Annotated in this window: 10 protein-coding genes; 6 read left to right on the top strand and 4 right to left on the bottom strand. The window is 31.7% G+C overall.

Annotated elements, in window-relative coordinates:
• Positions 1–15: 15 nt before the first annotated feature.
• The 6 genes from MHM83_RS15585 to MHM83_RS15560 all read left to right on the top strand — a co-directional run bounded on the left by MHM83_RS15585 (position 16) and on the right by MHM83_RS15560 (position 7,051).
• Positions 16–1,602, top strand: coding sequence for a peptide chain release factor 3 (locus MHM83_RS15585; protein ID WP_239180784.1), 1,587 nt, complete (start codon positions 16–18; stop codon positions 1,600–1,602).
• Positions 1,592–3,145, top strand: a complete 1,554-nt coding sequence (locus tag MHM83_RS15580) for a hypothetical protein (RefSeq protein ID WP_239180782.1) — start codon at positions 1,592–1,594, stop codon at positions 3,143–3,145. Before MHM83_RS15585 ends, MHM83_RS15580 begins: the two co-directional genes overlap by 11 nt.
• A gap of 110 nt (positions 3,146–3,255) precedes the next feature.
• Positions 3,256–4,185 (top strand): peptidylprolyl isomerase, encoded by a 930-nt coding sequence (locus tag MHM83_RS15575; protein WP_173361048.1) that lies wholly within the window; start codon positions 3,256–3,258, stop codon positions 4,183–4,185.
• A gap of 198 nt (positions 4,186–4,383) precedes the next feature.
• Positions 4,384–5,052, top strand: a complete 669-nt coding sequence (locus MHM83_RS15570) for an energy transducer TonB (protein WP_173361049.1) — start codon at positions 4,384–4,386, stop codon at positions 5,050–5,052.
• A 74-nt stretch (positions 5,053–5,126) separates the two neighbouring features.
• Entirely contained in the window at positions 5,127–5,789 is a 663-nt protein-coding gene (locus tag MHM83_RS15565) for an energy transducer TonB (RefSeq protein ID WP_047789146.1), read from the top strand.
• Positions 5,790–5,926: 137 nt separating this feature from the next.
• Positions 5,927–7,051 carry an energy transducer TonB gene (locus MHM83_RS15560; protein WP_053056675.1) on the top strand — a complete coding sequence of 375 codons (1,125 nt, stop codon included), beginning with the start codon at positions 5,927–5,929 and terminating at the stop codon, positions 7,049–7,051.
• A gap of 375 nt (positions 7,052–7,426) precedes the next feature.
• On the opposite strand, the gene MHM83_RS15555 is transcribed toward MHM83_RS15560, so the two are convergent.
• The 4 genes from MHM83_RS15555 to MHM83_RS15540 all read right to left on the bottom strand — a co-directional run.
• Entirely contained in the window at positions 7,427–8,296 is an 870-nt protein-coding gene (locus MHM83_RS15555; protein WP_047789147.1) for an OmpA family protein, read from the bottom strand.
• Positions 8,297–8,434: 138 nt separating this feature from the next.
• Positions 8,435–10,591, bottom strand: coding sequence for an OmpA family protein (locus tag MHM83_RS15550; protein ID WP_239180780.1), 2,157 nt, complete (start codon positions 10,589–10,591; stop codon positions 8,435–8,437).
• 10 nt (positions 10,592–10,601) lie between these two features.
• Positions 10,602–11,522, bottom strand: coding sequence for a PorP/SprF family type IX secretion system membrane protein (locus MHM83_RS15545; RefSeq protein WP_159614753.1), 921 nt, complete (start codon positions 11,520–11,522; stop codon positions 10,602–10,604).
• A 43-nt stretch (positions 11,523–11,565) separates the two neighbouring features.
• Positions 11,566–13,460 (bottom strand): gliding motility-associated C-terminal domain-containing protein (locus MHM83_RS15540; protein WP_239180778.1); only part of this gene is annotated, 1,895 nt, incomplete at its 5' end.

Below are 13,460 nucleotides of genomic sequence, written 5' to 3'. Positions count from 1 at the left end.
CCTTAAAATTTATAGATGAGTTTTTTAGAAGAAATACAGAAGAGACGTACATTCGGAATTATATCACACCCAGATGCAGGTAAAACCACCTTAACTGAAAAATTATTACTTTTTGGTGGAGCGATTCAAGAAGCTGGTGCGGTAAAAAATAATAAAATTAAAAAAGGAGCTACTTCTGATTTTATGGAGATTGAACGCCAACGTGGTATCTCTGTTGCTACCTCTGTATTAGCTTTTATTTATAAAGACAAAAAAATCAATATTCTTGATACCCCTGGTCACAAAGATTTTGCTGAGGACACCTTTAGAACCTTAACTGCGGTAGATAGTGTTATTGTAGTTATTGATGTCGCAAAAGGGGTTGAGGAACAAACCGAAAAGTTAGTAGAGGTTTGTCGTATGCGAAAAATTCCAATGATTGTTTTCATTAACAAGTTGGATCGTGAAGGAAAAGATGCTTTTGATCTATTAGATGAAGTTGAGCAAAAACTAGGTTTAAAAGTAACTCCTTTAAGTTTCCCTATTGGAATGGGATACGATTTTAAAGGAATTTACAACATTTGGGAAAAGAAACTAAACATTTTTTCTGGAGACAATAAACAAACCATCTCAGAAGGTGTTGAATTTGATAATATAGACAACCCTGAACTAGATAAAATTGTTGGAGAAAATTCTGCAAATACACTTCGTGAAGAATTGGAATTAGTAAATGAAGTATATCCAGACTTTAACCAAGAAGCTTACGTTAATGGAGATTTACAGCCTGTCTTCTTTGGTTCTGCTTTAAATAATTTTGGAGTAAAAGAGTTATTAGATTGCTTTATTGATATTGCTCCAAATCCACAGCCAAAAAAAGCTGAGGAACGTTTGGTTGATTCTAAAGAAGAAAAATTGACAGGGTTTGTTTTTAAGATTCATGCAAACATGGATCCTAAACATCGTGATCGTTTAGCTTTTGTAAAGATTGTATCAGGAACTTTTAAAAGAAACACACCCTACTTACATGTTCGTAACGGTAAAAAAGTAAAATTTTCTAGTCCGAATGCCTTTTTTGCTGAGAAAAAAGAAATTGTTGAAGAATCTTTCCCAGGTGACATTGTTGGTTTACACGATACTGGAAACTTTAAAATTGGAGATACATTAACAGAAGGAGAACAATTAAATTTTAAAGGAATTCCTAGTTTCTCTCCAGAACATTTCCGTTATGTAAATAATGCTGACCCAATGAAGGCTAAACAACTTTATAAAGGTTTAGACCAGTTAATGGATGAAGGAGTTGCTCAGTTATTTACCTTAGATATGAACGGACGCAAAATTGTAGGAACTGTAGGAGCACTTCAATACGAAGTAATTCAATACCGTTTAGAGCATGAATATGGTGCTAAATGTTCGTATGAAAATATTGCAGTACACAAAGCTTGTTGGGTTGAACCAGAAGACCCTAAAAATGAAGAATTCAAAGAGTTTAAACGTGTAAAACAACGTTATTTAGCTAAAGACAAACAAGGTCAACTAGTGTTTTTAGCTGATTCTCCGTTTACAATTCAAATGACACAAAGCAAATATCCAACAGTAAAATTACATTTCACTAGTGAGTTTTAACAAACCCTACATATTCTCTTTTCTATTCTCTCTTTTCTCTTTTATAACTTATAGTCAAGAGGGTTTATCGAGTTTACAAGGAAAAGAATTACACAATAAAGTTCGTTTGAATTTTATTCCTGTTGAAATGCCTTCGGATAAGTTTACTGACTTAAAACCAACGATGGGTTTGACTGGCTTGCATTATCAAATCCCTATTAATGATTGGTTATATGGTGGAGCTGGATTTCATTTTGCGGTAACAGGAGACCAAGGAGGATTATTTACCTTAGGTGCAGAATTGGGAATCAATAAACAATTATATAAAAACTTATATATTGATGCTAACTTCCATTTTGGTGGTGGTGGCGGATATCGTTACTTGGTAAATGATGGCGGTTTTATTAATCCCAATATCGGATTGCAGTACAAAAAGAATGATTACTCCTTCGGAATACAATACAGTCACGTTAACTTTTTATCAGGAGAAATTAAAAGTAATTCCGTTTCTTTCTTTGTAGAGATACCAAGTATTTTACGTTTTACTGATTATGATAAAGCGCATCAAAAATTTGTAGCAGACAATCTTTCTCCAGATAGTTTTTGGAGTAAACCAGTGGTTAAAAATGCACAACAAATTCGTTTTGATTTCTTTAAACCTATTGGTAATTCGAAAAAAGATAATGGGGATGACCTAAATGAATTACTATATGTACTTGGATTTGAGTATCAGAAATATTTGAACGAAAATACTTTTCTATTTGCTCACACCGATGCAATTTACAGGGGGCTACGCGCTGGCTTTATGGATTTATTTATTGGTGCGGGGTATCATCCATATCAATCAAAATACGTTAATATCTTCGGAAAATTAGGTATTGGTGCTGCTGGTGGTCGTGTAGCTCCTGAAGGTGGGTTAATGATCTACCCTTCTGCAGGAATTGACTTAAAACTATTTAAAAACATTGCTATTAGTGGTCATGGTGGATATTATCGTGCCATTGCTGGTGATTTAGAAGCCTATACTTTCGGATTTGGTTTAAAGTACTTCGGATTTAACGGCGGAACATCTTCCGAAGAGAGCAGTACTTATCTTACAAAAGGGTTACGTTTTGAAGTTCAAAATCAAAGTTATTTTGATGTTGCTAAAACAGATGATATTTACGACGCTACTGAAATTGACTTACAATTAATTGGCTTTAAAGTTAACTATGATTTAAATCATTCATTATATATTGCTGGAGAAGCTGGTTTTGCATATGACGGTCGTTCAGGTGGATATGCTCACGGATTAGTCGGTGGTGGTATATATAGTCCATATTTTTTTAACAACAAAATGCGTGGATTTATAGAAGTTATGGCAGGTGCTGGTGGAGGTGCTGGTGTAGATACTGACGAAGGAATCATTATTCGTCCTACTCTTGGATTGAGTTATGATATCGTAAATCAGGTTTCTATAATTGCATCTGGAGGTAGATATTACTCTCCTTTTGGAAATGTTAACTCTAACAATATTAACATAGGTTTAAGCTTTAACCTTTCAACTTTATCTGTAAAAAATTAACTTTGTCATTGCTAAGAAAAACAATGATTTAGCTATTTTAATAAAAAGATTCTTTTTTCCCTTAAATTTTGGACACTAGAATCACACATATATAAATAAACAAGAGAAAAATGGATAACGGAATTTATGCAAAGTTCACCACTCCAAAAGGTGAAATTTTAGTAAACTTAGAATACGAAAAAACTCCTGGAACTGTAGGTAACTTTGTTGCTTTAGCAGAAGGAAATTTAGAAAACTCAGCGAAACCACAAGGAACTCCTTATTATAACGGATTAAAATTCCACCGTGTAATTGCTGATTTTATGATTCAAGGAGGATGTCCTCAAGGAACAGGAACAGGAAACCCTGGTTATAAATTTGATGACGAAATTCACCCTGAATTAAAACACGATGCTCCAGGAAAATTATCTATGGCAAATGCAGGTCCTGGAACCAATGGTTCTCAATTTTTTATTACACATGTTGCTACTCCTTGGTTAGACGGTAAACACACTGTTTTTGGTAGTGTTATTGAAGGACAAGACGTTGTTGATGCAATTGCTCAAGACGATACTATGGATGTAGAAATTATTCGTGTTGGTAGTGATGCTGAAGCTTTTAATGCTGTAGAAGCTTTTAGAACTTTTGAAGGAGCTCGTGAAAAACGTGAAGCTGAAGCAAAAGCTAAACAAAAAGAGTTATTAGATCAAGTAGCAGCAGGATATGACGAAACTCCAAGCGGTTTACGTTATAAGATCTTACAAAATGGAGACGGAAAACAAGCTACTAAAGGAGCTATGGTTTCTGTACACTATAAAGGTCAGTTATTAGATGGAACTGTATTTGATTCATCATATAAGCGCAAACAACCTATCGATTTTGCTATTGGTGTTGGTCAGGTAATTCCTGGTTGGGATGAAGGTATTCAGTTGTTAAAAGTGGGCGACAAAGCTCGTTTAGTAATTCCATCTGACTTAGCATATGGTGCACAAGGTGCTGGTGGTGTAATTCCTCCAAACGCTACTTTAATTTTTGATGTTGAGTTAATGAATGTAAAGTAATAGCTTACAATTTATTATACAAGTAAGTAAAGCCTTCATAAATTATGAAGGCTTTTTTTATTATCTCATTTCACTTAATATTTACTTAATATTCATAACATTAAAGAACATATTACTTAATAGATATATCATAATTACTTAAGAACAAAAGAGTAAAAAAGAATGATTTTTACGTCATCAAACAAGCTCTTAAGCCTTATGAAAACAACTTTCCTTTTTTTAACATTTTTTCTTTTCATCTCAATTACACTCGAAGCTCAAGAAGTATGTACTACGCCTGAAGATAATACTATTGATTTAAATATTATTAGTATGGATAAATGTAAAATTGGTAAAGAAAATCAAATTCCTAGAAAAAAAACAACTCAAACACTAACTGCTAGAAACAGAATAAAAAAAGTAAGAAAGATTACTCAAAAAAATCAATCAAGCTTAAATGCTTCTTCAAAAGTTTCTATTATTACTACAAACAATGGCTTATCAATACAAAATTCCTTAAAATCTCAAACTAAAGAAATTTTATTTTCTGTTGTTGAGCAAGTTCCTTTATTTCCTAAGTGTAAAAATAGTTCTAACGAAAATGCAAAAAAATGTTTTAAAGACAATATGCAAAAACATTTTTCTAAAAATTATTATCCTGAAGTCTTTTCAGAAGAAGGTATACGTGGCAGAATTTTGATTCAATTCACAATAGATATATATGGATTACCAAAAAACATTCAAGTAGTAAGCTCTAAACCAAGTGATATTATTACCAACGAAATCAACCGAATTATTAACAAGTTACCTCAGTTAGAATCAGGTAAGGAAAAAGGAATTCCTGTTGATGTCACATACTCTTTTCCTATAAATTTAATCTTAAATTAATATAAAATATTTATCTAGATTTTCAGATAATTTTATTTTCGTGCTCCTTAAAAATTCCTCTTTAACACACACAAATGAAACATATCTTTACCTTTTTTTTATTTTCAATATCATTTTCTTATGCTCAAGAAAAATGTGAAACCCCAAATGAAAATATCCAAGATTTAAATACCATTAGTATTACTAAATGCTCTATAGAAGATGTAAAAGAAGCTCTAGAAACTGAAAAAACTAAAGAAATTTCGACAAGAAAAAGACATCGTAAACTTAGAAAAACAAATACTATTTCAGCAAAATCAAATAAAGTAGAAGAAATAAAAAGTAAAAATTCTCTTGTAGAAAAACTAAACTTAAAAGAAGATATTTTAACTTCTTTAGATAAAATTCCTTTTCATCTAGTTGAACAAATTCCTTTGTTTAATGAGTGTAAAAAGACTCCAATTCTTCAACAATCTAAGTGTTTTGAAAAAGAAATGATTAAACATATTGTTAGAAATTTTGATTATCCAAAAGAGGCCTTGCGAAAAAAAATTGAAGGTAAAATTTTAGTTCAATTTACTATTGATAAGCAAGGAAAAGTAATTGACATAAAAAAGAAAGGACCTAAAAACAGTGCACTTCTAAAAAAAGAAGCAGAAAGATTAATTTCACTGCTCCCTAAATTTATTCCTGGAAGTCATAAAGGTAGCTCGGTTAATGTAAAATATGCTTTACCTATAATTTTTAAAGTTCCATAACTTTATATTTTCTTTTTAAAGGAACTATCTTTTGGTCAAGATTATAAAATAATTTGCTATATTCTATTTTTTACTTATATTTACAGCGTTAGTTAACGTGTTAATAACTAAACCAAACACTTAAAAATAGAGCACACATGATTAAAAAATTCCCCTTAGTAGTAGCTGCTATGCTACTTTCTTTAGCGGCTGTAGGACAAGAAGTATGTACTACTCCAGATGAACAAATCGCTGATCCAAACAGTATCACAAAATGTGCAATTGAAGACACCGAGAGTGGTGCAAAAAAACAACTTTCTATTGAAGTCTCAACCAGAAGACGTGTTGTTCGTAAGAACAAAGAGGCTGTTTCTGCTATAGGTGGAGGTATTAATTCTTCACAAAAAGTAGCTGATATTAAAAAGAAGTCTTTGTTAATTGGTAAACTTGAGTTAGAAGATAATTCTTCAACTATTGAAAAAGTACCTTTTAATTTAGTTGAAGAAATTCCATTGTTTAGTAAGTGTAACAATGTTCCTTTAATAAAGCAAGCAAAGTGTTTTGAAACAAACATGACTAAACATATTATTAAAAATTTCAACTACCCTCAAGACGCCATTGAAGCTGGTATACAAGGAAGAGTTTTAGTTCAATTTACAATCAATGAGCAAGGAAATGTTGAAGATATCTTATTACGTGGGCCAAAAGGTGGAGAGTCTTTAGAAAAAGAAGCTGAAAGAATAATTAATAACCTTCCAAACTTTATTCCTGGTAAACATAATGGTAGGACTGTTAAAGTAAAGTACGGAGTTCCTATCACTTTCAAGGCTCCAGGAGCATCAAATAATTCTTCATCTAGTACAACAAGTAAAGTCGTAGCTAAAAAAAGTTCTAATGTAGTAAAAGAAAAAACTATTACTGATTTTGTAAAATTTGTAGAGGTACAAAGTATTCCTCAATTCAAAGCTTGTACAAAAGTTCCTGATATGCAAAAATTAACCTGTTTCAATGAAAGAATGGTTAGTCATATTCAAAGAAACTTTAACTACCCTGCAGCAGCTGCAGAACAAAATATTGAAGGTAGAGTATGGGTTCGCTTTATCATAGATAAAAAAGGAGAGGTAACTAACATAAAAATGAAAGGACCTAAAGATGGTCACTTATTAGAACAAGAAGCTAAGAGAATGGTTTCTAAGTTACCTAAATTCGTTCCTGGAGAACATAATGGAAAAACAGCTAATGTTGAATATTACATTCCTGTTAACTTTAAACTTCATGAATAAGGTATAAAATAACTCTTAAAAGTGTTTAAAAAAGCTTCTAATTATATAATTAGAAGCTTTTTTTAGTTTTATTCCTTTTAAAGTTTTTAAATTTACTAAAATACTCTCCTCTTTTATTTTTTTTATCTCACTATAACACTTACATACCTTTACTCCTATTAAGGTAGAGTTTTCCTCTTTTAATCCTTTATTAGAAAATTACTTTATATACACCTTTTTCTTTTACCTGTTTTAAAGCATAAATGAAGGTTTTCATACTTTCTCTGATTATCTAAACAATATCAAAATAGAACTTAAATTAGGTAAGTTATTAAAGTAATGAGCATAAAAAAAGCCAGCAATAATGCTGGCTTACTTTTTTGTCTTTTTTTCTTATTAAAGCTTAATGTTTTCTTCTGTTGCTAACAAACCAAAAAACTTATCTAAGTTTGGTAAAATTACAATTCTAGTTCTTCTATTTCTAGCTCTATTGCTAGCCGAGTTATTTTCAACAAGTGGCACAGAACTACCTCTACCAGAAGCTATTAATCTACTTGGATCAACGTTGTATTTTTTCTCTAAAAGCCTAACGATAGATGTTGCTCTTTTAACACTTAAATCCCAGTTATCTTGTACAACTGCATTACTAATAGGTCTTGAGTCTGTATGACCTTCTATCATAACATCCATGCTTGGTTCAGAGTTAATCACATCAGCTAATTTTTTTATTAATTTATGTGCATTTTTTTTAACTCTATAACTAGCTGTATTAAATAACATTTTGTCTGAAACAGAAATCATCACAACTGTTTGATCAATGTCAATATTTACATCTTCATCATTTTCTAACTCTGAAGTATTGATAGATTTTTTTAAGTTGTGAGCAATAGCTACATTCATGGAGTCTTTTAACGTTTTAACATTAGCTAACTCAGCTGGATCAACATTTTTAAGCGTTTCTCTCATTTTTTCTTTTACAGAGTTTGAGATTACAGCTGATTTTCCAACCATATCTAGCTTAATGTTATTTTCTTCATGAAGTGTTTCGTTTACACTCTTTAATGAGTTAATTTTTTCATTGTAATCATCAACTCTCTTTTCTATTTTAGCAAACTTAGCTTCTAATTGCTCTTTTTCTAGAGTTGTCTTTTGTAAATTTCCTCTAGTATCATTATACTTTTGTTCAAGTTCTACATACTTCTTTTTTGATACACAAGACGACATTGTTAAAGCCAATACCGCTAAAGGAATAAATAATTTTTTCATAATTAATAATAAATGATAATAAGTTAATGTAACTCTATAACTTAATTTTCGATATATTATTATGTCAGTATAAATAAAAAGCTCCTTTAAATAAAGGAGTTTTTTATTTGTTGATTTTACAACTATTTAAATAAAACTTTATTTTTTATAGTTTAATTTTACGTTTTTGTTTAACTTTTGACAATCACTATCTTTTTCTTTAAAACATTTATTATCCTCTGGTCTTAAGCTTCTATCAGTTTTTTTTAAGTTTTTGCTTAAAAACTCTAAAAAATTACTTTTTCTTGTCGTAAATCTTCTATTGATCCTTTTCTTTTCTTGTTCCTGTCTTATTTCTATAGATTCACTCCCTTCTACTATATAAAAATATGAACGTCTGTTTAATTGATATTCTTCTTCAGTACACTTTTTTCCGTCTACACAATCATTTAAAGGGTTGTCTTCTCCATAACCTATAGCACTTTCAATTCTATTACTTGCAATTCCTCTTGATAATATGTAATCTCTCGTAGATTTTGCTCTTTTATCTGACAAAAACCTATTGTAATCTCTTCTACCTCGACTATCTGTATGTGACTCTATTTTTATCACTAACTCAGGATGATTAGTCATTACTGTTACAATATTTTCTAACTCATACTCTGCATCCTCCCTAATATCATACTTATCATAATCAAAATAAATAGGTTTTATAACTATTTGGTTTCCTATTATTAATGGTGTTAACTTTAAATTTGCTATAATTTCTTTATTTCTCTTATTATTAGTTCGAACTATACTTCTACTTGGTCTATGATCTAATTTAGTTGCTGTAACTGTATAGGTATTATTACATGGCACATCTTTGAAAGTATAGTTACCTGAACTATCAGAAATTGTTTCTGCTATAACTTCTTTTTCTTTATTAATTAGTTTTACTACAACCGCATCTACCGGAGTATTTGTTTTATTGTTTTCTATTACTCCTTTAACAATTTGTGTACAAACTGGTGAGTCCGTATAGATAAAGAAGCTATAAATATCATCATCTCCTTTTCCTTTTTCTCTATTTGACGAAAAGAAACCTCTTTTTCCATTTTCACTTATAAAAAATGAAAAGTCGTCTTTTTTACTATTGAATGGATACCCTAAGTTTTCAGGTGATAAAAATGTACCATCCTCTTTAATCTTTGCTTGAAAAATATCAAGCAGTCCTAAACCTAAATGCCCGTTAGATGAAAAATATAATACATTATCATTTCCTACATACGGAAAGACTTCTTTCTCTGATGTATTTATGTCACTTCCTAAATTTACTGGTTCTCCATACTCATCATTTCCTTTTATTTCTACTTTATAAATGTCAGACTGCCCATATCCTCCTGGCATATTAGAAACAAAGTATAATGTTTTTTCATCTGGACTTAAAGCTGGATGACCTGTTGAATATTCATCTTTATTAAATGGTAGCTCTTTAACGTTAACCCAATAACCATTAATATAACTGGCTTTATAAATTTTTAAATTAGATATGTTTTTCTTACTTCTCTTTACTTTCTTTCCTTCAGAATTATTTCTTGTAAAGTAAATGGTTTTTCCATCTTTTGTAAAAACAGGGGTCGACTCATGTAATTCAGAAGCTATTGGCTCTCCTAGATTTTGAACGTTTCCTAAAACTAAGATAGTGTCTTGCTTACTACCTTCTAATGTTTGTATACTTTCTTCTGCCTTATAAATATTTAAAAATGGTTGATTATTCCACTTATATAATTTTTGTTTTTTTGAATCATTAGCTACAGATGATGAGAAATATGCTTTTCCATTCAATAAAAACCCTCCAAATTCTGAATAGGGTGTATTTATTGCTAAGTTCCTTACTCCTATTCTTTTCTCTTTATTAGTGTAGTCTAACAAATAGTTTTCTTTTTTAAGTTCCTTATTTAAACTACTTTTTTGAGCTTGAGTTAATCTTAAAAATATAGAATCTGATTTTTTATACTTTCCATTACTCCTCAAAGCTTGAGCATATTTAAACAAATGTTTTTCTTCTACTTTTTCATTAAAATTTGAAATAAGTTTTTGATACCATATTTCTGCTTCTTCTGTATTTGAATTATTATAGTAAGACTCAGCTAACCTAGTTAACACATGTTGAGAGCTATCTCCTTTAATTAATACTAAATCTTTATATAATTTGGCCGATTGGACATAAGAGAATTCTTCAAAATAACGATCTGCTACTTTTCTACTTTGGCTAAATCCAACTGCAGTAAGCATTAACAATATTGTTAATGTTAGTATCTTTTTTAATTTCATTTCTCTCTTTTTAAAAGAATCTCGGTGACCTATATCTAATATCCTTAAAGATTTCATACTGTAGCATAATTTCGTGTGTCCCAGAATTTGTTACATTATAGTTTGATGTTGTTAAATCATATGAATACCCTATAAGTAAAGAGTCTGTTGCTTGAAAACCTAAAAGTGCACTTACAGAATCATCCCATCTCCAAGAAGCTCCAACTCTAAACTTCTCATTAAATAGTAAATTAGCTGAAATATCTAATGATAGAGGTGCCCCTGAAACTCCTTTTAACAAAGCTGCTGGTTTAAACTTTAAGTCTTCATTTATATCGAAAACATATCCTGCGATTAAGAAAAAGTGCATTCTTTCTACTGCTACTTCTCCTGGAGTTTCAGCATCGTAATGTTCCATTCTTAAAATATTAGGTACCGATAATCCAACATACCATTGTGGTTGATGATAATAAATACCTGCTCCAACAGTTGGTAAGAACTTATTAATATTATCTTGAAAAACAACTTCATCATCTTTATAAGTTCCTTTTGACCAATCTATATTTAATAACCTTCCTCCTAAACGTAAACCAAAGGCTAAATTACCTTCTGCACCTGTTTGTATATTGTAAGATACATTAGCGTCTAAATATATTTCACTAGATGGTCCTACTTGGTCATTCATTAAGTTAACCCCTAATCCTAACCCAGAATATCCTAAAGGAGTATCGTATGATAAGTTTTGAGTATTGGGAGCTCCTTCAAAACCTACCCACTGCATTCTGCCTAATGCAGTAATTACTGTATGCCCTCTAGACCCTGCATAAGCAGGGTTTACATTCATTGTATTGTACATATACTGTGTGTACTGAGGATCTTGTTGCGCATGAATATTTGTGGTTATACAAATACTCATTGTACATATTATGATTAAACTTAAATATAATTTCATTTGATTAATACTTTTATTCATCAGTCTTTTTTATAAATCTAGATTATCTATTAATGTAAATCCAGCCTTTTTTAACTTTACTTCCATTTCCAAGGTCTAAAATATAGAAGTATGTTCCAACTGGCAATTTATCGCCTACATTTATATTAGCTCTACCTTCAGAGATTCCTTCAAACCTTTTATTTCTATCCTTATTCGAGTATCCTTCTATTCTGTATACGGTATTACCCCATCTATTAAAAATTTCAAGAGTATTCTTTTGGAAATTTTCAATACAATCAATATGTAAGTAACTGTTTGCTTCATCTCCATTAGGACTCATTAAGTTGTTTACTTTCACACAAGTGTCATCATTGATTGCATCCCCAAACCCATCAAAACCATCTATAATGTCAGGTATTCCATCTCCATCTGTATCTTCTCCATCTATCACTCCGTTACCTCCATCGTTTGGATCTGTAGGGCTAGAGTTATTATCTGGATTATTAGCATCTCCAAAACCATCTAAACCATCAACACTATCAGAAATTCCATCTCCGTCTGAATCATCTAAAGGGTTTTCTACTTGTCCATCTCCATCTTCATCTAAATTCCCTCCTTCTACAACATCATTTACTCCATCATTATCGCTATCTAAATCTTGATAGTTAGGAACACCATCTCCATCTGTATCTAATGGAGTATCATCTCCATTACCTCCCTCACCAAAATTATTTATATCTCCATCAACACTATCAGAAATTCCATCTTCATCAGAATCTGAACCTCCCATATCATTAGAATCTATAACTCCATCACCATTAGTATCGGAACTTTCATTTCCTCCCTCAATAACATCATTAATACCGTCATTATCACTATCTAAATCTTGATAATCTGGAGTACCGTCGCCATCCGTATCTGGCTCTTCATCATCATCTACAGAATCATCAGCTTGTCCATCTCCATTAGCATCTGTATACCCTGAATCGCCAGAGTCTATAACACCGTCTTCGTTGGTATCTAAATCTCCATTTCCTCCTTCTATTACATCATTAATACCATCATTATCAGAATCTAGATCTAATGAATCTGGAATTCCATCACCATCAGTATCTACTAAACCATCTCCCTCTTCAACATCTGGAATCCCATCATTATCATCATCTACATCTACAACATCTGATATGCCATCATTATCCGTGTCTTGTAAATAGTATTTATGAGTATTCAAAGCAGATCCTCTATTCCCATGACTATCAATTGAAATTACATTTGCTTCTACTGTCGTGTCTGTGTCAGCGGCTAAGTCTGATCCTGGAACATTGATGCTGTAGTTTCCACTGGCATCTACGGTACCAGTGTAGCTGTTTCCATTGATTACTAATGTTACCGTGTCGCCGGTATTGAAATCTCCGCCTACTGTTCCGGTTACTGCAATGGTTGTTCCTGCTTCAGTTGCATTTAATACATTATCTGCTGTAATATCATCTATAGTTATTGTTAAAACTGGGGCAGTGGTGTCAATTACTAATTCATCGGTAGTAGTATCTGTACTGGTGTTTCCTCCGGCATCGGTTGCTACTGCCGTTACATCGTAGGTACCGTCTGGACTAATCTCATTTCCTGATGGAATTGTTAATGTCCAAGTATCATCTCCGTTGTCTACTAAGTTGCCGTCGCCTTCGGTATACGTTACTCCATCAACTTCTACTGTTAAGGTGTCTGCACTATCTGCTGTTCCTGTAATTGTTGGTGTTGTATCGTTGGTTGTTTGACTTACAACTGTTGGTACGCTTGGTGCTAACGTGTCTATGATTAACTCTCCTGAGGTAGTATCTGTACTGGTGTTTCCTCCGGCATCGGTTGCTACTGCCGTTACATCGTAGGTACCGTCTGGACTAATCTCATTTCCTGATGGAATTGTTAATGTCCAAGTATCATCTCCGTTGTCTACTA

The organism is Tenacibaculum sp. Mcav3-52, from assembly GCF_022347665.1.
GTDB lineage: Bacteria > Bacteroidota > Bacteroidia > Flavobacteriales > Flavobacteriaceae > Polaribacter > Polaribacter mesophilus.
Note: the sequence above shows the minus strand (reverse complement) of the source record. Positions and strands in the feature narration are given on the sequence as shown.

Excerpts from the sequence above, each read along its gene's own strand:
- MHM83_RS15585 (WP_239180784.1), top strand. The coding sequence starts at position 16 with ATGAGTTTTTTAGAAGAAATACAGAAGAGACGTACATTCGGAATTATA.
- MHM83_RS15575 (WP_173361048.1), top strand. The coding sequence starts at position 3,256 with ATGGATAACGGAATTTATGCAAAGTTCACCACTCCAAAAGGTGAAATT.
- MHM83_RS15570 (WP_173361049.1), top strand. The coding sequence starts at position 4,384 with ATGAAAACAACTTTCCTTTTTTTAACATTTTTTCTTTTCATCTCAATT.
- MHM83_RS15565 (WP_047789146.1), top strand. The coding sequence starts at position 5,127 with ATGAAACATATCTTTACCTTTTTTTTATTTTCAATATCATTTTCTTAT.
- MHM83_RS15560 (WP_053056675.1), top strand. The coding sequence starts at position 5,927 with ATGATTAAAAAATTCCCCTTAGTAGTAGCTGCTATGCTACTTTCTTTA.
- MHM83_RS15555 (WP_047789147.1), bottom strand. The coding sequence starts at position 8,296 with ATGAAAAAATTATTTATTCCTTTAGCGGTATTGGCTTTAACAATGTCG.
- MHM83_RS15550 (WP_239180780.1), bottom strand. The coding sequence starts at position 10,591 with ATGAAATTAAAAAAGATACTAACATTAACAATATTGTTAATGCTTACT.
- MHM83_RS15545 (WP_159614753.1), bottom strand. The coding sequence starts at position 11,522 with ATGAAATTATATTTAAGTTTAATCATAATATGTACAATGAGTATTTGT.